Origin of the sequence: Rossellomorea sp. FM04394 (genome assembly GCF_041889765.1) — a bacterium.
Classification (GTDB): Bacteria; Bacillota; Bacilli; order Bacillales; family Bacillaceae_B; genus Rossellomorea; species Rossellomorea aquimaris_B.
This window is the reverse complement of record NZ_CP168654.1, coordinates 3495374-3514035: the sequence shown is the minus strand read 5'-3', so window position 1 is coordinate 3514035 and position 18662 is coordinate 3495374. Positions and strand designations below refer to the sequence as shown.

The window sequence follows — 18662 nt, the reverse complement described above, 5'->3', positions numbered from 1 at the left end:
CAGGTGTATCTTAAAATAAGTTTGAATATCGTACGTGATTTTGTTTGGGGGAATTCAATTGGTTACCATCCATAAAACCAATATTGAAAAAGCATATGATACAGCCAAAATGAAGGCTAAACAATTACATCACCCCGTCCTTCTCAGCATAGTGGAGGAAGTCGATGCAGTCGATCCTCTTTCTTTTTATTATGGAGGAAGCTCTTTTGTTGGTGAGCGTTTCCTATGGAAGGACCGTGATCAGACCATCTCGCTAGTAGGGCTTGGAGCGGCTCATATACTGTCTACAAATGAGATTGAAGAACGATTTTTTACGGTAGAGAAAGAGTGGAAGCGCTTAATTGAAGAGTCTGTAGTTGTGACCGGGGAGAAAATTGCAGGCACAGGACCTTTGTTATTTGGCGGCTTTAGCTTTGATCCGCTTAAATCTATCGGAGAAGAGTGGGGGCAATTCTCGAACGGAACGTTTCAATTACCTATGTTCATGCTGACAAAGCCGGGAAAAACCAATTATTTAACGGTTAATTTCATTTGTCATCCCGATGAGGAAGAAGCCCTATTCTTTGATCGTATCAGAGTCAAGGATGAACTGCTTGCAAACGCGAGGATGCCTATTATTCCTGAGCAGCCCCAATGGCTGCAAAATCGGGATATGAAGCCTGAAGAATGGAAGGATTCTGTTCAAAGTGTGGTGAGCCGTTTAAAACAGGGTGAAATGGAAAAGGTAGTGCTTGCCAGAAAATGTGAAGTGTCGTTTGATGCGCAAGTGTCATCTGATTTTGTATTGGATAATTTGTGGAAGCAGCAGCCCGACAGCTTTGTCTTCAGCTTTGAAAGGGAAGATAGCTGCTTTATCGGAGCTACGCCAGAACGCCTCGTGAAGAAATCGGGGGAAGAAATTCTTTCCACCTGTTTAGCAGGCTCGATTGCCCGCGGGGAAACGTTGGAGAGTGATGAGAAGCTGGGCGAAGAGCTCCTTGAGGATGAAAAGAACCGTTATGAGCATCAGCTTGTGGTGGAGAGCATTCAAGACGCTCTTGCACCTTTATGTGAAACATTGACGATTCCATCTTCGCCTCAGTTGATGAAGCTGAAAGACATTCAGCATTTATATACGCCTGTCATTGGACAGGCGTCTGAACATACATCTCTTATCAATCTGGTGGAAAAATTACATCCGACACCTGCATTGGGTGGGGTACCAAGGGATAAGGCATTGCATGTGATCAGGGAAGAGGAGGACATGGATCGCGGTCTGTATGCGGGTCCTGTCGGCTGGATCGATGCTTATGGAAATGGTGAGTATGCCGTTGCCCTTCGCTCAGGTCTTCTTCAAAGGGATAAGGCTTATTTATATGCAGGATGCGGGATAGTGGCAGACTCTCAGCCTGAAAGTGAATTTAAGGAAACACAAATGAAATTTCGACCGATGCTAAGGGCATTAGGGGGAAACATACATGATTGATGAACATCAGCAGAATTTAACACATTATTTAACGGCTTTTATTGAAGAATTAGTTGGAAATGGAGTAGACGAAGTAGTCATTAGCCCTGGCTCTCGATCTACTCCTTTGGCGTTATTATTTGCCCATCATCCTAATGTGAAAACATATGTTAATGTAGATGAACGATCGGCTGCTTTTTTTGCATTGGGAATCGCGAAAGTAAAAGAAAAGCCGGTTGTCCTTCTCTGCAGTTCGGGAACTGCAGGGGCCAATTACTATCCAGCTATCATTGAAGCCCGTTATGCCAAAGTGCCGCTTATTGTCCTGACGGCCGATCGTCCTCATGAATTAAGAGAGGTGGGGGCACCACAAGCCATTCATCAGATTGATCTTTACGGGAAACACGTGAAATGGTCAATTGACATGGCCCTGCCGGAAAATCTCCCATCCATGATTCAATATGCACAATCATCTGCTGTCAGGGGTGTAGCCGTATCCACAGGTCATCCTCAAGGACCTGTCCATTTTAATTTTCCTTTTAGAGAACCTCTCATACCCGATCTAAAACAGGTTGAATTTTCAAGGGACACACCTTTGAAAAGAGTCCACCAGGGAGACCGGCAATTATTTCCGGATCTTAAAGAGGAACTTCAGGAGGAATTGATGAAGTCCGAACGTCCCCTTGTTGTATGTGGACCAGGGTTAAATGGGGATGCTGCACTTCCTATTGTGCAATTTGCAGAGTATTATGGTCTGCCCGTTGTGGCTGATCCTCTTTCCTTTATCCGGAGTGGAAACCATTCAAAAGAAAATATTATTGATGCCTATGATACTTTCTTAAGGATTGATGAATTGAAGGATACATTGAGACCCGATCTCGTCATCCGTTTCGGTGCTATGCCTGTATCGAAAGCCCTTATGATTTTCCTGAGGGAGTTGCCTGAAATCCCGACTTGGATCGTTAGTAAGTCTGAGGAATGGCAGGACCCAACGGCTAAAGGAACGAATTATATTTATTGCGAGGAAAAATGGTTTTGTGAGAGCTTTATGAATCAAGAACATACAAGTAATCACGACTGGTTAAATCGTTGGTTGGGTGCAAATAACGATAGCAAAGATCTTCTGTTAAAAGGCCATCATGAGTGGGATGAAGGGGTAGCTGTACATCAGCTGGTACAGCACCTTCCTAAGGGAGCGACTCTTTTTTCAAGTAACAGTATGCCTATTCGTGATCTTGACACCTATTTCTTTACAAATGACCGTTCTATTCGCATCTTTGCGAATCGAGGGGCTAATGGAATTGACGGAGTGGTATCTACTGCTCTTGGCATGAGTACAAGAGCACGGCCGATGTACTTATTAATTGGGGATTTGGCATTTTTCCATGATCTAAACGGTTTATTGATGGCCAGGAAATATCAACTCAATATGACGATTGTTGTGATGAATAATAACGGCGGAGGAATATTTTCTTATTTACCGCAGGCGAACGATCAGAATCATTTTGAAGACCTTTTTGGCACCCCGATGGATTTGGAGTTTGTCCACGCAGCCAAGCTATTCGGCGCGGGTTATTTCCATGTCACTTCACAGGAGCAGTTTATTCCGGCCCTTCAGGAAGCTGATCAAAGAATGGGAATCAACATCATTGAGGTCATGACGAACCGTGAAGAAAATGTAGCAAATCATCGTAATTTGTGGGATTTTGTTTCCCGGGAAATGGTGAAGAAATTGAAGGGTGAAAATCAGTGATCCTTCAAGTGAATGATATTCGTTATTTTGTAGAAGTTAAAGGAGAAGGAGAGCCTTTGGTTTTTCTTCATGGATTTACCGGGGATACGACGACATGGTCACGGATCACCAATCGGTTATCTTCCACTTTTAAATGCGTAAGCGTTGATTTGATCGGTCATGGCCGCACAGAAGCCCCTGAGGATTTCTCACGTTATACAATGGATCATGTATCAAATGATCTTGATTCCATTTTGTCTGCATTTGAAATAGACCAGGCGATCTTCATCGGCTATTCCATGGGTGGTCGGACGGCCCTTCACTTCGCCATGAGGTATCCTCAAAAGGTGAAGGCCTTGATTCTTGAGAGTGCCTCTCCCGGATTAAAAACGGGTGAAGAAAGAATGGAACGGCGGAAAAAAGACCATGCGTTAGCCGACAGGATCATGAGAGAAGGAGTGGAAGCCTTCGTCGACTTTTGGGAAGAGATTCCCTTGTTTGCTTCTCAAAAGAGACTGACTGATGAGGAACGTGCCGAGATTCGGAAGCAGCGCCTGGGGCAGTCCCCTTTAGGGTTGTCCAATAGCTTAAAAGGAATGGGGACAGGGGCTCAAGACTCATGGTGGGACAAGTTGGGCGGGCTTTCTATACAAGTCCATTTACTTGTCGGAGAGATGGATCAGAAGTTTGTTCAAATTGCAAAAGAAATGAAAAAGTTTAATCCGGACTTTCAAATCACGACAATTTCCAACACAGGTCATGCAATTCATGTGGAAGAACCGCGAAAGTTTGGTACAATAATAGAGGAACTACTGTTAACTACATAAAGGAGGAACAAACCAATGGCTTTTGAATGGGTTTCAGAAAGAAATTACGAAGATATTTTGTACGAAACATATAATGGAATCGCTAAGATTACGATCAATCGACCAGAAGTTCGTAACGCATTCCGTCCTAAAACCGTCATGGAATTAATCGATGCATTTGCATATGCACGCGACGATTCCAAGGTGGGTGTCATCGTTTTAACGGGTGCCGGTGAGAAGGCATTCTGTTCAGGCGGAGACCAAAGAGTGCGAGGACATGGCGGGTATGTCGGGGAAGATGAAATTCCACGCCTGAATGTATTGGACTTACAGCGCCTGATCCGAGTGATTCCTAAACCGGTCATCGCCATGGTGGCAGGTTATGCAATCGGGGGAGGACATGTCCTTCACGTCGTATGTGATATTACGATTGCTGCTGACAATGCAATCTTCGGGCAAACAGGTCCTAAAGTAGGAAGCTTTGACGCAGGATACGGTGCAGGATATCTTGCACGCATCGTTGGTCACAAGAAAGCAAAAGAAATCTGGTACCTGTGCCGTCAGTACAACGCACAAGAAGCGCTTGAAATGGGTCTTGTCAATACAGTCGTTCCATATGAGCAGCTTGAAGCGGAAACGGTTCAGTGGGCATCAGAGATGCTTGAGAAAAGCCCGACTGCCCTTCGTTTCTTAAAAGCTTCATTCAACGCAGATACAGATGGATTGGCAGGTTTGCAGCAGCTTGCAGGTGACGCTACACTACTATACTACACAACGGAAGAAGCCAAGGAAGGCAGAGACGCATTCAAAGAAAAGCGTAAACCGGACTTCGGACAATTCCCTCGTTTCCCTTGATCTAAGGTGGCCTGATGAATCTAATTTGGATTCATCGGGCTTTTTTAAAATAAAGATTGTAGCATAAACAAGAAAGGAATGGAGAATGACAGGATGACTACACAGCAATTGCCTAACTGGCTAAAACAAAGAGCATTCTTAACCCCTGATCGGATGGCAATAAGTAATGGTGATGTGGAATATACCTTCGGGGAGCTCTGGGAAAAAGCAATCCACATCGGTGAGCAGCTTCATACCATAGTGAAATCTTCTGCACATCCTTTTGTAGGACTCATGATTAAAAATAAAGTGGAATCTGTGTTGGTCGTTCATGCCATTCAACAGCTCGGATTCACAACTGTACTATTAAATAACAAACTAAGTTCCAAGGAATTATCTTTTCAGATACAGGATATGGAGTTAACAACGGTCATTTATGAAGATGAGTTTGAAGGGAAGTTGTCTTTTCTAAAGGAAGACGTTGATGGAATCCCATTCTCTCAAGTGTTTCAAACACCACCTACAAGCTTTAAAGTAAAGGATTATTTTCAGTTAGACCAAGCATGCTCGGTCATGTATACCTCGGGTACGACCGGAGCCCCAAAAGGAGTTCTTCAATCATACGGAAACCATTGGTGGAGTGCAATTGGATCTTCTTTGAACCTGGGAATAAGTGAAAATGATGCCTGGCTTTGCTCGGTTCCCCTCTTTCATATCAGCGGGTATTCGATCCTTATGAGAAGTGTCATTTATGGGATGAAGGTACGACTGTTTGAAACCTTTGACGTAGCAGGGATTAATCAGGAGCTTGAAAGTGGAAGGGTCACGATCATGTCCGTTGTGAGCAATATGCTCCAACGTTTAATCAATGATATGGGGGACAGAACGTATCATCCGGATTTCCGCTGCATGCTGTTGGGCGGGGGACCGGCTCCACTTCCATTACTTCAGGCGTGTAAGGAAAAAGGAGTCCCCGTCTTCCAAACGTATGGAATGACTGAAACGGCTTCACAGATCGTGACGTTATCCCCTGAATACAGTATGACGAAGCTTGGTTCCGCCGGGAAGCCCCTCTTTCCTGCCGAATTAAGAATCAAGAATGAACACGGTGCAGCCCGGGCAAATCAAGAGGGTGAAATCCTGGTAAAGGGCCCGAATGTCACGAATGGATACTACCGAAGAGAGGAAGCCAATGCGAAAAGCTTTGAAGATGGCTGGCTCCACACAGGGGATATCGGTTATGTAGATGAAGAGGGGTTCTTATTTGTACTGGACCGACGATCAGACCTCATCATTTCCGGAGGGGAAAATGTGTATCCTGCAGAAATTGAAAGTGTGCTGATGGGCTGTGACGGTGTGAAGGATGCCGGGGTGGCAGGAATTCCAAATGACACATGGGGGCAGATCCCCTGTGCGTTCATCGTCAAGAAAGGGCATCTTACAAAAGAAGAGATCTTAACCTACTGCAGCGATAATCTGGCATCATATAAACAGCCGAAAAAAATAATCTTTGTGGAAGAGCTACCACGAAATGCATCGAATAAACTCCTGAGAAGAGTGCTCAGGGATCAGTGGGAAAAAGGACTGTTTGACAATGAAGATTAAAAACATTACGCTTCACATCATATCGATGCCATTGAAAAAGCCATTTGTGACCCACCTGCAAACCGTCGAAGAACGGGAAGGGATCATTGTAGAGGTTCAAGATGCCGACGGATTGATTGGACTTGGAGAAGGAGTTGCTTTTTCCACACCTTGGTATACAGAAGAAACCGTTAAAACATCCTATCATATGCTTAAAGATGTATTAATTCCATTAATGATCAGCAGCCCTTTTCCACACCCTAAAGAAATCGGAAAAAGATTCGAAGCCGTGCGGGGAAATTCAATGGCTAAGGCTGCCCTTGAAATGTCTATATGGGATCTCTATGCCAGACAGCAAAACGTTCCTCTCTGGGAGATCATAGGGGGAACGCGTCATGAAATTCTTGCAGGCGCAGTTGTGGGGGCAAACTCAATGACAGGGATGATCGAGCAAGCCGAGGTCCTCGTACAAGAAGGTTATCAACGATTAAAGCTGAAAATTTCTCCTGGAGCGGATGTGGGGATCGTAAAAGAATTGCGAGACCATTTTCCCTCGGTTTCTCTTCTGGCAGATGCAAACTCAGCTTATACCCTTGATGATAAAGCCCGGCTTCAAACGCTGGATGAGTTTGGTCTTGAGATGATCGAACAGCCCTTGGGAGTTGATGATTTAGTAGAACACTCTCTATTACAAAAGGAGCTGTCGACTCCTATTTGTTTGGATGAAAGCATCGTAACCCCTCTTGATATGAAGAATGCCATCTATTTGAATAGTTGCGGAGTGGTCAATATCAAGCTGGGTAGAGTCGGTGGGTACACAAGTGCTTTGGAAATTTACCGGTTGTGCCAGGAGAATTCCATCAAAGTATGGTGCGGAGGCATGATCGAGTTTGGAGTTTCCCGGGCTCATAATCTGGCTCTTGCCACTCTCGAGGGTTTCTCGATTCCCGGGGATATCTCTTCCTCCTCAAAATATTGGGAAGAAGATATCATTACTTCTCCTATCGTGGTGAAAAATGGTGTGGCGGACCGTTTGGCTGGTCAGGGGATAGGTGTGGAGTTGAACAGAAAGCGATTGAGTGAAGTGACCAGGTATAGTGAAACGTTTAATGCATAGTTGTCTTTCATAAGGTACTTATTTATACTTGACCTACAACCGAAATAGTTGAATGATCAATTTTCTGGAGGGGGAAATATGGAACTAGGGGCATTCTCAGTAAGTTTAAGTGTTAAAGACATAAAGAAATCAAAAGCGTTTTACGAAGAACTTGGTTTCCAAACTTTGGGAGGGGACCTTGCCCAAAATTGGCTTATCATGAAGAATGGAAGCACTGTAATTGGTCTGTTCCAAGGAATGTTTGAAAAGAACATTCTGACCTTTAATCCCGGCTGGAATCAAAATGCCGAAAATCTTGATTCATTTACGGATATCCGGGACCTTCAAAAGCACCTGAAAGAACAAGGGGTAAAAATATTGACTGAAGCAGATGAATCAAGCGAAGGGCCTGCAAGTTTCACGATTGAAGATCCTGATGGCAATCCGATTCTTGTGGATCAACACAGGTAAAGATAAGATTGAAAAAAGCTCAGAGCTGATTCTGAGCTTTTCCTTATATTTATTAAAATGGATTTGTCGCCCATTGGAGAGACTGCTTGATAAAGATGCGAGGGTGTAATTTCAGTTGCGAAACCATATGTTCCGCTAAATCCTCCTGCTGCATGTATTTTTCTTTGTCCGCTTCATCAAGCTTATCGCCAAAGGTAAGATCCGTTGCCACGAGGCTTGGGTTCAGAGTCATGACACGGATATTATGTGGACGCACCTCCTGCATCAACGCTTCGCTCATCCCTTGAACGGCAAATTTCGATCCACTATAAGCCGTGCTTTTTGCCGTACCTTTCAATCCGCTGCTGGATGAAATCATAATGATGTCTCCGCGGTTTTTCTCGATGAACTGGGGCAGAACGGCACGCGTCACATGATAAGTACCAAAAACGTTGACTTCAAAGGTTCTCTTCCAATCGGCAGGATCGATGTCCAGAAATGATCCGTACGTTCCGATGCCTGCATTATTGATCAGGATATCTGCTGGACCCAAATCATCTTTTAGTTTCGAAATGGCTTTTTCCACTTGCTCCATATCTGAGATATCAGCTATAGCCACACTGGCTTTCACACCCATAGATCTCGCTTCCTCTGCCACTTGTTCCAGGGTATTTTGTGTACGTGCGATCAATCCGACATGAACTCCTTCCCGGGCAAGCTCCAATGTCGTTGCCTTTCCAATTCCCCGGGCAGCACCCGTAATATAAGCGATTTTACCCGCAATTGATTGCGCCACTTTGAATCATCCTTTCCAATCTGATTTCTACCGTTAGTGTAAGGCTGGGGGAGCGGATAAGCAAATGATTGATATACTGAAGGTAGAAAAATAGCTCCGAGAGTCTCGGAGCTATTGTGCATTCATTCACTTTTTTGTCTCAAATATCGTTTATCATTCATAAAAAGACTCCAAAAGTAGACAAAACCGGGAAATAGGATGATGAATCCGACAATATAGGTGATGAATACAGCCCTAAAAGAGTTGGGATCCGTGAAGCCGGACTGGATCGTGACTTCCGGATAGATGATATAGGGCAGATGGGCTTTACCGTATACATAGCTTGCCAGTACATATTGAAATGTCACGGCAATGACAGCGACACGGGGCATCCCCTTCATGCCCTCTTTATTGGTGGGAAGAAATAATGCTCCCCCGGCAACCAGGAATCCGATTAAGGAGACCCATAACAAAATCTGATCTTCCATCATTCTTTCATAGATCCATGACGCCTCATTTTTCATGGTGAACATAATGAAGAACGCCATCACGACAGAGATTGGACCGATGATCATCGCATCCCGCCTATACACTTTAAAGGCTTCAAATTCCTTGGAAGCTTTGGAGTAGTCAGCAAGAAGTAAGGATGAAAGAAATAACGTACTGGCTACGGCAAATCCGAAAAAGGCATATTCATGCGGACTTGTAAACAGCTTCCCCAGAAGAAGGGTTTGTCCGTCTTCAAAATCGATGTAAGGTCCGTGAGAGATGGGAAGAACGCTTATGAGCAGACCTGGAATCAGCAAGCCTGTTATTCCCGTTACATAGGTCAGCGGCTTTCTGTAATCGTCTGCCACGTGGGAGAATACCAGAAATGCACTTCGAAGAGCCAGGAGCAGCAGGATTAAACTTCCCGGAATGAGCAGCACCGTTCCTAATGAATAGGCAGCACCCGGAAACATACTATACACTGCCACTACCAGGGCAACAATGAATGTATTCGTCACCTCCCAGGTAGGCGACAGATACCGGTTGGCGATATTGGTTGCTTTTGTTTTGTCATGATTAATGTAGATCATCGACCAAAAGCCGGCCCCGAAATCCATCGTTGCCATGACGGCATAAATAAAGACGAAGCCCCATAGTATCGTGATGGCAATCAATGCTTGTGTCATAACTTCACCTCCGATTCTTGCTGGTTATGTAGATAGGGGAATATCCTTGTTATTTCCTTCTGCTTTGTTGATGTCCTTTTCAGGCGGATTCCGTTTGAAGTAATACAAGAGAACGAGAACCACGGACACGGCCAAAATCGCATAAACCGAAACGAACAGAACGAACAGTACGGCTAAGTTTCCTGTAGTGGTAACCGAGTCCTCTGTACTGAGAATACGGTAAATCGTCCAAGGCTGACGGCCTGTACAAGCGAAAATCCATCCGAATTCGATGGCTAAGATCGATAGGGGGCCACCCGCTACAAATGACCACATCAACCATTTTGGGAACCGGTCTTTCTTCAGTAATTTGTTCCATACGTAGGCAATGAGGGAAAGTAAAATGAGCAGCGATCCGATTCCCACCATCGCGTTGAATAACGTATGAACGAAGAGAGGCGGCCAATATTCCTCAGGGAAGTCGTTTAAGCCGATGACCTCCGTATCGAAACTGTTTCCAGCAAGGAAACTCAGGGCCCAGGGGATTTCAATCCCCCATTTCACTTCCTTCTCCACAGGATCCGTGAAACCTCCAATCGCAAGCGGTGCATGGGTTTGGGTCTCAAACAATCCCTCAGCCGCCGCCAGTTTCTCAGGCTGATATTCATGGAGCATTTGAGCCGATTCATGTCCATTAATCGCTGTGAAGAAGGAGAAGACGCCCCCTACCAATAAACAAATCATGAGGGATTTTTGATGAAACTTATAAATTCTTGACCCAAATGATGTACGGAGCATCTTAAACGCAGAAACTGTAGCAATCGTAAACGCCCCCACAACATAAGCAGATAGTGCTACATGCCCCGCCGTTACGAAAAAGCTTGGATTGAAGAAAGCTTTCCAAGGATCCACATTGGTGATTTCACCGTTCACCATCTCAAATCCAGCAGGCGTCCCTTCAAATGCATGCACATTCGTGATTAATACAGCTGAAGCAAGTCCACCGATGGCGACCAGGACAAGACTCACGATTCTCATCCAAGGAGCGATCCGATTCGCCGCATACACATAAATAGACATAAATAATGCTTCAACAAAAAAGGCATAGATTTCGATTTGGAACGGCAGCGCCATCACCCGCCCGATAACCTCCATGAATCCTGGCCAAAGGAGTGACAATTGAACACCGGCAATCGTCCCTGTCGGAATCCCTACCCCGAGCAGAACGGCGAACGCCTTGGTCCAGCGTTTTGCCATTACGGAATAGTCCAGATCATTCGTCCTCTGATACATGATTTCTGCAACAAGGATCATTAAAGGAATACCAACACCAAGTGTGGCAAAAATGATATGAAAGGCCATCGTTGTACCAAACAAGGAACGAGCAATTACTAATTCATCCATTCTCATGTCTCCCTTACTAGTCTTTAACATTTCCTTATTGTCCACTTAATGGAAAATAATATTCATGATTTTTTGTAGAGGGAGAAAGTTTGATTGTTGATCTAGAATGCTGCAGGAGCATGTCGGTTTTTGTAAGTTGATAATATAATAGGGAGAGTCGGGATGATATGTGGGTGAAAGTCGGAGTCGATAATATAAGGGTGAAAGTCGATAATATACGGTCCAAAGTCGATAATATAAGGGTGAAAGTCGATAATATACGGTCCAAAGTCGATAATATAAGGGTGAAAGTCGATAATATACGGTCCAAAGTCGATAATATATGAGTGAAAGTCGATAATATAGCAGTAAATCGACGTGGGGGATCGAGGATCTATACACAGGTATATGTGATTTGAAAATAAAATTAAATATTTGAAAATAAATGCCTCGATTTTGAAAATAAAACTTGAAAATTGAAAATAAGTCGACCAAATTTGAAAATAAAATTGGTATCGGCCTACTCCCGGAGCTAAAAATCTGCCGACAATTGCTAATATACTTGCTTTTTTAACGATTAATCTTAAATAGTACGTTTTTATAAAGATTTTTCATCACAAAAACTAAAAAAGAGCAGCTAAGCAGCTGCTCTCTTTCAAAACGGTCTATTGTAGTGCCTGTTTCAATGTCTCGATGTTCTTCTCCATAAGTGAAAAATAGTCTTCATCATTCTTTCTGTCTTCTTCCGTAAGAACAGAAAGATTATGAAGGGTCAGGGCTTTTGCACCCAATTCGTTTTGTACGACTTCTGTTAGACGGGAAGAGACATTTTGTTCAAAGAGAATGTATTGAACATTATCTTCTTTGCCTTTTTCAATGATCTTCTTAAGTTCTTGCTGCGATGGCTCATCAGCCGTATTCAATCCGGCGATGGCTTCCTGGTGCAATCCGTAGCGTTTTTCCCAATAGCTATAAGCGGCATGAGAAACGTAGAAGGTTTTCTTTGGCGTATTTTCTGCCATGTCTTTAAATTCAGCGTCCAGCGCATCTAAATCTTTCGTTAATGCATCGAGGTTCGCTTGGAAATCTTCCTTATGTTCCGGCATTTCTTCTGAAAGTGTATCTGCAATGGTTTTCGCCATTTCCTTAGAGTACACAGGGTCTAACCAAAGATGAGGATCAACGTCATGGTTGTGCTCATCCGCATGCTCATCTGAATGCTCATCCGCATGCTCCTCACCATGCTCATCTGAATGTTCATCCGCGTGCTCATTTTCAATTTCTACATGTTCTTCATGCTCTTCAGTACTTTCTTCACCGTGATTATCTTCCTGGTTCAATTCAATATGTTCACTGGTCGGCACGACGACTACATCTTCGTTCTCCAGAATCGATTTTGATCTCTCAACGAATCCTTCAAGTCCCATTCCGATGTAGAAGAAAACATCTCCATCAGCCATTTTAATCATATCTTTCTGAGAAGGCTCAAACGTATGCTCATCGGCACCTGGAGGGTAAATGCTTTCCACATCCACATGTTCCCCACCGATTTTTTTCGTGAAATCCTCCAGTGGATACACAGTAGTGTACACTTCCAATTTATCTTTCTTTCCAGCCTCTTCCTGCTCAGAAGAGGTTCCGCAAGCGGACAATACTAAAATCAATAATAAAAATAAACTCATACGAATATAGTTCAAGAGGAATCCTCCTTTAAGTGTAATAGTTTGATAACTGTAATGATTACGATTTAGCACAAAGGTTATTTTACTACCGTTATGGGGAATAAGCAAGATATATGGTTAGTTTTTTTAAAAAAAAGACTACCTCCCGATACGGAGCTAGTCTGAATCACTCATTTTTTTAGATGGCCACTTTTCTGGCACGTGATCAATTCCACCAGGATGAAAAGGGTGGCATTTCAAAATCCGCTTTAACGTTAACCATCCTCCACGTAATGCACCGAACCGACTCACTGCCTGTACGCCATAATGGGAACAGGTTGGATAAAACCGGCAAGTGGGAGGCTTGAGAGGAGAGATGACTCGTTGGTACACCTTGAATACAAATAACAAGAACCTTTTCATAACACGTCTCCTGATTGATTTTCTTTTACTATATCAGAACTGTATAGGGGATTAAAATGTTTTTGACTGACTGTTCCTCCAATGTTCCTCACAATCGGTTTTTCTTCCGTTTTTAAAAAGGTTATCATCACTGATTTCCAATTAGAAAATACGGGTATTTGTTTTTAATTCAGATTAAGTTGATGAAATAACTATGAATTTACGTTATACTATAACTAGAAACTAAATGGGAGTGATTTTAATGCCTTCAGTAGAAAGCTTTGAATTAGATCATAATGCAGTGAAAGCACCTTTTGTGAGACATTGCGGTGTCCATAAGGTAGGTAGCGATGGACTTATCAACAAGTTTGATATTCGTTTCTGCCAACCAAACAAACAAGCGATGAAGCCTGACTCCATTCATACACTTGAGCATTTATTAGCCTTCACCATCCGTAAATATGCAGAGCCGTTTGCTCATTTCGATATAATCGATATTTCTCCTATGGGATGCCAGACAGGCTACTATCTAGTCGTCAGCGGAGAGCCTAAAGTGGAAGAAATCATCGACCTCTTAAATGATACGATGAAAGAAGCTGTCGAGATAGAAGAAATTCCGGCAGCCAATGAAAAGCAATGCGGCCAGGCGAAGCTCCATGATTTAGAAGGAGCAAAGAAGTTAATGAAATTCTGGCTTAGCCAAAGCAACGAAGATCTAAAGCAGGTTTTTGCATAAATAGAAAAAAATCCACCGTCTGCATAGGACGGTGGATTTATTATTTATCTTGATTCTCATCTTCTGGCTTCATCTTCTCCAAGTGAGGATTATCTTCAATTGGATCTACTGTATGTTTAACCGCTGTATATGCTTTGGAAGTCGTAAGGGCACTTACGAAAATTACTAAGATACATATAGCAACGGCAATGATCAGGACAAGAGTTACTGACATTGTGCAACCCCCTTTTTTTCACTATTTTACCATAGAAGATGGGGATGTTCATGGACGAAATTCAACATTTTTATGACGTGAATACGCCGGTTTAGTAATCTTCGGTATCTTCAAATATCTTCAAAGGTCCATTTCATTTTTTATTAGTATGTACAAGCTTCGATAAACGAAACGAGGTGGATGTTACCATGGATGTGACTTCAATGATGGGTAAACAAGTTGGAGAGCTTCAACGGACGCTTGAATTTATTAAAAAGTCAGATGGCGGCACAAACCGTTCAAGCTACGATAATGATGAAGGAAATGCAGGTAAGTCAGCCTGCACGGCATCTATAAAGGACATGTCCTTGATGAGAGGAGATGAAAAGAAAAAAAGCCTGGTTCCGAGAAATTAGGAACCAGGCTTTTTTTGTGGGAAATGGCCTTCAGGGATTTCCCAGAAATGCTTGTCGGGCCTGTTCAAGCCGCCTCCGCTTTTCGATTTGTCGATCTCCGGCGGCTAGAGGCTCGAGGTCATAAGTCAAGTACACCAAAAAGGCAAAAGGCGCCTTTCCGATGTACTCGCCTTATGCTTGTCGCCTCTGAACAAGCCGCCTGCGCTTTTCGATTTGTCGATCTCCGGCGTCTAGGCCCTCGAGGTCATTTCTGAAAAATCCCCAAAGGCAAAAAACGCCTTCAGGGGTTTTCCAGAAATGCTTGTCGGGCCTGTTCAAGCCGCCTGCACTTTTCGATTTGTCGAGCTCCGGCGGCTAGAGGCTCGAGGTCATAAGTCAAGTACACCAAAAAGGCAAAAGGCGCCTTTCCGGTGTACTCGCCTTATGCTTGTCGCCTCTGTTCAAGCCGCCTCCGCTTTTCGATTTGTCGAGCTCCGGCGGCTAGAGGCTCGAGGTCATAAGTCAAGTACACCAAAAAGGCAAAAGGCGCCTTTCCGGTGTACTCGCCTTATGCTTGTCGCCTCTGTTCAAGCCGCCTGCGCTTTTCTTTTAGTGCAGGCTCTTTTTTTCCAGTCTCACTCGTTCTTCGCTGTTGGACCATTTTTCTTTTAGTGTTTCGAATATGTATAAGCGGAAGAAGTATTGTAGTTCTTCTGTTTCCATTTCTTGAATAAGTTCCAGGAGCTCGTTCCTGGAGGTGTCTTCTAAGATTGTAAGGGCAATGAGGTCTAAGTCTTCGTCGGTACCTTTGATCCTTCCACGGTACATTTCATAAATCTCTTCGATCAACTTCATGCGCTTCACCTCCCTTTCGTTTCATTTTAACATGAACGTTTATGAATTACTCTACATATTATGCTAGGACAACTCTTATTTGTCTTTACCCTTTATAAGACTTATTAACCATGTGATGTAAAACGGTCTTTACTCACTTTTTGGCAAAAGGTGCTATAAAAGCAGGTAAAGTCCTGGTTACCCATTCGCATGTTACAAAGCCAACCATTAGAAAAAGGAGATGCTTTATTTGGGAAAAAGTACGCTGTTCGTTGGATCGGGCCTGGGTGCAATGATTCTAAATTTATTTGGAGAATGGAATTCACTGTTGACTATATTGTTAATTGCCGTGATACTGGATTATTTCACCGGGATGATTGCAAGTGGGATCGAAGGAAAGTTATCAAGCAAATTCGGTTTGAAAGGGATTGGCCGGAAAGTGCTGATATTCGCACTTGTCACGGTTGCCCACCTTATTGATACTATACTAACAAATCAGCACTTTATTCGTAATGCGACGATTATTTTTTATTTATGCAATGAAATGATTTCAATCATCGAAAATGTCGGGAGAGCGGGAGTCCCCGTGCCGGAGTTTCTGCGGAAGGCCGTAGAAGTGCTGAAGAAGAAATCGAAGTGAATAGAATTTCGTCAATTGAGGAAAATGAAGGGTAAGTACATTGAAGGAGTGGGAAGATGAACGAAGAACGACATGACTACTATATTGAAGTGGCCACCGGTGAAATTTCAAGAAGCTCGACGGATTCACCTTGGAACTTTAAGATATCGGCAACCGATGAAGAAATCACCCAGCTCCGGGAAGTGTTCGATTCCAATCACTCAGTCGATTGGCAGAACTTCTACCGGGCTCACGTACCCTATATTCAATATCATTATGATCGTCAGAATGATGCGTACGATGAAAACCTGCATCTTGTGTATGAAATGATTCATAAATTGGGAGATGACGATGCCAAGAAATTTATTGAGAGTATGGGGATCTTAAATACTCAACCACATGAGGATCCTCAATAAGAAATAAAAGTGTTGGTTCAGGAGAGATATCTGTGGACCAATGCTTTTTATTTGTGGTTAGATGAAAGAAAGTGTGTACGGATGAGGTGAAGTCAGATGGAACAATTTATCGATGAAAATGGGAAGCGGGTGGAATTATCCTTTGAAAAGGGAAGGTTTCAACAAGAATCATATCATGTGTTAGTCCTATGCCGCTACAAAGAGACATGGTTGTTGACACGGCATAAAAAAAGAGGGCTGGAGTTCCCGGGAGGAAAGCGGGAAAGAGGAGAAACCCTTGAAGAAGCTGCGGTGCGTGAAACATATGAAGAGACAGGGGGAGTGATCAACCACCCTTTATTTATAGGGGAATATAAGGTATATGATCACTCGCCATTTATCAAAACCATTTTCTTTTCTCAAGCCGAAGAGCTCATAAAAAAAGATGATTATCTGGAAACAGAAGGAGCCGTCCTTTGGAGCGGTGATTTCTCCAGCATTCATGACGATCCTTCCTTTAGCTTTATCATGAAAGATCAAGTGGTTGACCTGGCTCTCAAAAGAATAAAGGATCTTAACCTTATGACTTGATCAACTTCTTTTCGAGCTGCTCGACCAGCTTATACATAATGGTGGCGAATACGGCAATGACAAGCAGGGATAAGAGGACAAGGGTGAAATTGAAGACTTGGAATCCATAAATGATCATATATCCAAGCCCCTTGGCAGAGACAAGGAATTCTCCCACGATGACCCCGACCCATGATAAGCCCACGTTTACCTTCAGTGTCGAGATGATGGTCGGGAATGAGGAAGGAAGAATGACTTCTTTAAACATTTGCCCCCTTCTTGCTCCGAAGGTCTGCATCACCTTTAAATAATTCGGATCAACTTCCCTGAAGGAAGTGTATACAACAATCGTGGTGATAATGACGGAAATGACGGTACCCATGGCGATGATGGAAGTGAAGCCCGGCCCCAACCCCACGATTAGAATCGGTCCGAGAGCTACTTTCGGCATGGCATTCAGGATCACAAGATAAGGGTCCAATACTTTAGAAAGAAATGGTGACCACCATAATAAAGCGGCTAAAAGGGTCCCAAGTAAGGTCCCGAGAATGAATCCGATGATGGTTTCAAAGAGTGTGACAGAAAGATTGGCTAGAAGGCTTCCGTCCCCGAGCTTTACCAGAAACAGCTCATATATTTTTGAGGGTGAGCTGAAAATGAGGGGATCAACCCAGCTGTTCCGGCTCGCGAGCTCCCAAAGAGAGAAGAACACAAGGAAAATAAGAGCTTGATAAAACCAGACCCATCGCTGTTCTTTCTTGAGTGATTGAATGTATTCCAAGTGTTTTTGTTTAATCGACTCGTGATTCAAGTTTTTCAAGCTCCTTCCAGATGGTTTGGAAAAATGCCGGGAATACTTCGTGATTCCTGACTTCAAAGGGCATTAATTCTGTTAACGATGTCGGGACCTCGAATATGGTGTGAATACGTCCTGGCTTGGATCCGAAAAGAATGATGCGGTCACTCATGGAGATGGCTTCCCCGATATCATGAGTGACAAGAATCGCTGTTTTTCCAAAGGACTTTAATGTGGAAAACACCAAGTCCTCAAGCTTCAATTTGGTTTGATAATCAAGGGCAGAGAATGGTTCATCCAAAAGGAGTAGTTGAGGTTCTGTGATCAGTGTACGAATAAGCGCGACCCTTTGTCGCATTCCCCCGGACAGCTCCCGCGGATACAACGTTTCTACCCCCTCTAACCCCATCTCGATCAATAAATCACGTGCTTCTTTCCTCTTTTCTTCTGTCAGGATCCCCATAATGGTCAGCCCTAAAAATATATTCTCTTCTATGGTTTTCCACGGAAACAGATAATCCTGTTGGAGCATGTAGCCGAGCTTCTTTCTCATTCTTCGGATAGGTTGATTATTTAATAAAATCGTTCCTTCGGTCGGCTGTATGAGTCCTGCAATAATGGAGAGTAAAGTGGTTTTCCCGCATCCACTCGGACCGATAAACGACACAAACTCACCTTCTTTTACATCCAATGAAATGTCTGAGAGGGCATGGGTGGCCGTTTTTGGCGAAAAGTAGGTATGATGGATGGATTCTAACGATAGAAAGTTCAATGAATTTCAGCCTCCATTTTCATTTTCTATA

21 protein-coding genes are annotated in these 18662 nt (G+C 43.5%); 12 read left to right on the top strand and 9 right to left on the bottom strand.

Annotation, left to right across the window (positions count from 1 at the left end; translation table 11 throughout):
• The first annotated feature begins 58 nt into the window (after positions 1–58).
• From ACCB35_RS17680 to ACCB35_RS17650, 7 genes are all read left to right on the top strand, one after another.
• The gene (locus tag ACCB35_RS17680; protein ID WP_374054706.1) at positions 59–1465 is read left to right on the top strand and encodes an isochorismate synthase MenF; all 1407 of its coding nucleotides are present in this window, start codon (positions 59–61) and stop codon (positions 1463–1465) included.
• Positions 1458–3197 carry a 2-succinyl-5-enolpyruvyl-6-hydroxy-3-cyclohexene-1-carboxylic-acid synthase gene (gene menD, locus ACCB35_RS17675; RefSeq protein WP_374054705.1) on the top strand — a complete coding sequence of 580 codons (1740 nt, stop codon included), beginning with the start codon at positions 1458–1460 and terminating at the stop codon, positions 3195–3197. Before ACCB35_RS17680 ends, menD begins: the two co-directional genes overlap by 8 nt.
• Positions 3194–4003 (top strand): 2-succinyl-6-hydroxy-2,4-cyclohexadiene-1-carboxylate synthase, encoded by an 810-nt coding sequence (menH, locus tag ACCB35_RS17670; RefSeq protein ID WP_374054704.1) that lies wholly within the window; start codon positions 3194–3196, stop codon positions 4001–4003. The genes menD and menH overlap by 4 nt, the downstream gene beginning before the upstream one ends.
• Positions 4004–4018: 15 nt before the next feature.
• Positions 4019–4837: a 1,4-dihydroxy-2-naphthoyl-CoA synthase gene (gene menB, locus ACCB35_RS17665; RefSeq protein ID WP_044340358.1), complete on the top strand. Its 819-nt coding sequence runs from the start codon at positions 4019–4021 to the stop codon at positions 4835–4837.
• Between the two features lie 93 nt (positions 4838–4930).
• Positions 4931–6421 carry an o-succinylbenzoate--CoA ligase gene (locus ACCB35_RS17660; protein WP_374054703.1) on the top strand — a complete coding sequence of 497 codons (1491 nt, stop codon included), beginning with the start codon at positions 4931–4933 and terminating at the stop codon, positions 6419–6421.
• Positions 6411–7517 (top strand): o-succinylbenzoate synthase, encoded by a 1107-nt coding sequence (menC, locus tag ACCB35_RS17655; protein ID WP_374054702.1) that lies wholly within the window; start codon positions 6411–6413, stop codon positions 7515–7517. Before ACCB35_RS17660 ends, menC begins: the two co-directional genes overlap by 11 nt.
• 78 nt (positions 7518–7595) lie before the next feature.
• Entirely contained in the window at positions 7596–7967 is a 372-nt protein-coding gene (locus tag ACCB35_RS17650) for a VOC family protein (protein WP_374054701.1), read from the top strand.
• A 52-nt stretch (positions 7968–8019) separates the two neighbouring features.
• On the opposite strand, the gene ACCB35_RS17645 is transcribed toward ACCB35_RS17650, so the two are convergent.
• The 5 genes from ACCB35_RS17645 to yidD form a co-directional block, all read right to left on the bottom strand.
• On the bottom strand, positions 8020–8742 hold the full coding sequence (locus ACCB35_RS17645; RefSeq protein WP_374054700.1) for a 3-ketoacyl-ACP reductase: 723 nt from the start codon (positions 8740–8742) through the stop codon (positions 8020–8022).
• Between the two features lie 122 nt (positions 8743–8864).
• Positions 8865–9896, bottom strand: coding sequence for a cytochrome d ubiquinol oxidase subunit II (locus ACCB35_RS17640; RefSeq protein WP_044340353.1), 1032 nt, complete (start codon positions 9894–9896; stop codon positions 8865–8867).
• Positions 9897–9920: 24 nt separating this feature from the next.
• Positions 9921–11279 carry a cytochrome ubiquinol oxidase subunit I gene (locus ACCB35_RS17635; protein WP_374054699.1) on the bottom strand — a complete coding sequence of 453 codons (1359 nt, stop codon included), beginning with the start codon at positions 11277–11279 and terminating at the stop codon, positions 9921–9923.
• 644 nt (positions 11280–11923) lie between these two features.
• Positions 11924–12955, bottom strand: a complete 1032-nt coding sequence (locus ACCB35_RS17630; RefSeq protein WP_374054698.1) for a metal ABC transporter substrate-binding protein — start codon at positions 12953–12955, stop codon at positions 11924–11926.
• A 141-nt stretch (positions 12956–13096) separates the two neighbouring features.
• Positions 13097–13342 (bottom strand): membrane protein insertion efficiency factor YidD, encoded by a 246-nt coding sequence (yidD, locus tag ACCB35_RS17625; protein WP_044340351.1) that lies wholly within the window; start codon positions 13340–13342, stop codon positions 13097–13099.
• 241 nt (positions 13343–13583) lie between these two features.
• Here yidD and ACCB35_RS17620 point away from each other — a divergent pair, with 241 nt between their 5' ends.
• Positions 13584–14057 carry an S-ribosylhomocysteine lyase gene (locus ACCB35_RS17620; protein ID WP_374054697.1) on the top strand — a complete coding sequence of 158 codons (474 nt, stop codon included), beginning with the start codon at positions 13584–13586 and terminating at the stop codon, positions 14055–14057.
• Between the two features lie 40 nt (positions 14058–14097).
• Here the strand turns inward: ACCB35_RS17620 and ytzI are convergent, their stop codons facing one another.
• Positions 14098–14271 (bottom strand): YtzI protein, encoded by a 174-nt coding sequence (gene ytzI / locus ACCB35_RS17615; protein ID WP_374054696.1) that lies wholly within the window; start codon positions 14269–14271, stop codon positions 14098–14100.
• Positions 14272–14459: 188 nt separating this feature from the next.
• On the opposite strand from ytzI, the gene ACCB35_RS17610 reads away from it, so the two are divergent.
• A complete protein-coding gene (locus tag ACCB35_RS17610; RefSeq protein WP_374054695.1) occupies positions 14460–14666 on the top strand; it encodes a hypothetical protein in 207 nt (68 codons plus the stop codon).
• Positions 14667–15254: 588 nt separating this feature from the next.
• Here ACCB35_RS17610 and ACCB35_RS17605 read toward each other — a convergent pair.
• On the bottom strand, positions 15255–15500 hold the full coding sequence (locus ACCB35_RS17605) for a DUF6154 family protein (protein ID WP_044340349.1): 246 nt from the start codon (positions 15498–15500) through the stop codon (positions 15255–15257).
• Positions 15501–15729: 229 nt separating this feature from the next.
• Here ACCB35_RS17605 and ACCB35_RS17600 point away from each other — a divergent pair, with 229 nt between their 5' ends.
• The 3 genes from ACCB35_RS17600 to ytkD all read left to right on the top strand — a co-directional run bounded on the left by ACCB35_RS17600 (position 15730) and on the right by ytkD (position 17084).
• Positions 15730–16119: a holin family protein gene (locus ACCB35_RS17600; RefSeq protein ID WP_374054694.1), complete on the top strand. Its 390-nt coding sequence runs from the start codon at positions 15730–15732 to the stop codon at positions 16117–16119.
• A gap of 56 nt (positions 16120–16175) precedes the next feature.
• Positions 16176–16514: a hydrolase gene (locus tag ACCB35_RS17595; RefSeq protein ID WP_374054693.1), complete on the top strand. Its 339-nt coding sequence runs from the start codon at positions 16176–16178 to the stop codon at positions 16512–16514.
• Positions 16515–16610: 96 nt separating this feature from the next.
• A complete protein-coding gene (gene ytkD, locus ACCB35_RS17590) occupies positions 16611–17084 on the top strand; it encodes an RNA deprotection pyrophosphohydrolase (protein ID WP_374054692.1) in 474 nt (157 codons plus the stop codon).
• Here ytkD and ACCB35_RS17585 read toward each other — a convergent pair.
• Both ACCB35_RS17585 and ACCB35_RS17580 read right to left on the bottom strand, forming a co-directional pair.
• On the bottom strand, positions 17074–17874 hold the full coding sequence (locus tag ACCB35_RS17585; protein ID WP_374054691.1) for an ABC transporter permease: 801 nt from the start codon (positions 17872–17874) through the stop codon (positions 17074–17076). The two genes, ytkD and ACCB35_RS17585, sit on opposite strands and share 11 nt — an antisense overlap.
• Positions 17855–18631, bottom strand: coding sequence for an ABC transporter ATP-binding protein (locus ACCB35_RS17580; protein ID WP_374054690.1), 777 nt, complete (start codon positions 18629–18631; stop codon positions 17855–17857). Before ACCB35_RS17580 ends, ACCB35_RS17585 begins: the two co-directional genes overlap by 20 nt.
• Positions 18632–18662: the final 31 nt, after the last annotated feature.

Bases quoted from the DNA above. Each gene is read 5' to 3' on its own strand.
- menD (WP_374054705.1), top strand. From the start codon at position 1,458: ATGATTGATGAACATCAGCAGAATTTAACACATTATTTAACGGCTTTT.
- menB (WP_044340358.1), top strand. From the start codon at position 4,019: ATGGCTTTTGAATGGGTTTCAGAAAGAAATTACGAAGATATTTTGTAC.
- ACCB35_RS17660 (WP_374054703.1), top strand. From the start codon at position 4,931: ATGACTACACAGCAATTGCCTAACTGGCTAAAACAAAGAGCATTCTTA.
- menC (WP_374054702.1), top strand. From the start codon at position 6,411: ATGAAGATTAAAAACATTACGCTTCACATCATATCGATGCCATTGAAA.
- ACCB35_RS17650 (WP_374054701.1), top strand. From the start codon at position 7,596: ATGGAACTAGGGGCATTCTCAGTAAGTTTAAGTGTTAAAGACATAAAG.
- ACCB35_RS17640 (WP_044340353.1), bottom strand. From the start codon at position 9,896: ATGACACAAGCATTGATTGCCATCACGATACTATGGGGCTTCGTCTTT.
- ACCB35_RS17635 (WP_374054699.1), bottom strand. From the start codon at position 11,279: ATGGATGAATTAGTAATTGCTCGTTCCTTGTTTGGTACAACGATGGCC.
- yidD (WP_044340351.1), bottom strand. From the start codon at position 13,342: ATGAAAAGGTTCTTGTTATTTGTATTCAAGGTGTACCAACGAGTCATC.
- ACCB35_RS17620 (WP_374054697.1), top strand. From the start codon at position 13,584: ATGCCTTCAGTAGAAAGCTTTGAATTAGATCATAATGCAGTGAAAGCA.
- ytzI (WP_374054696.1), bottom strand. From the start codon at position 14,271: ATGTCAGTAACTCTTGTCCTGATCATTGCCGTTGCTATATGTATCTTA.
- ACCB35_RS17610 (WP_374054695.1), top strand. From the start codon at position 14,460: ATGGATGTGACTTCAATGATGGGTAAACAAGTTGGAGAGCTTCAACGG.
- ACCB35_RS17605 (WP_044340349.1), bottom strand. From the start codon at position 15,500: ATGAAGTTGATCGAAGAGATTTATGAAATGTACCGTGGAAGGATCAAA.
- ACCB35_RS17595 (WP_374054693.1), top strand. From the start codon at position 16,176: ATGAACGAAGAACGACATGACTACTATATTGAAGTGGCCACCGGTGAA.
- ytkD (WP_374054692.1), top strand. From the start codon at position 16,611: ATGGAACAATTTATCGATGAAAATGGGAAGCGGGTGGAATTATCCTTT.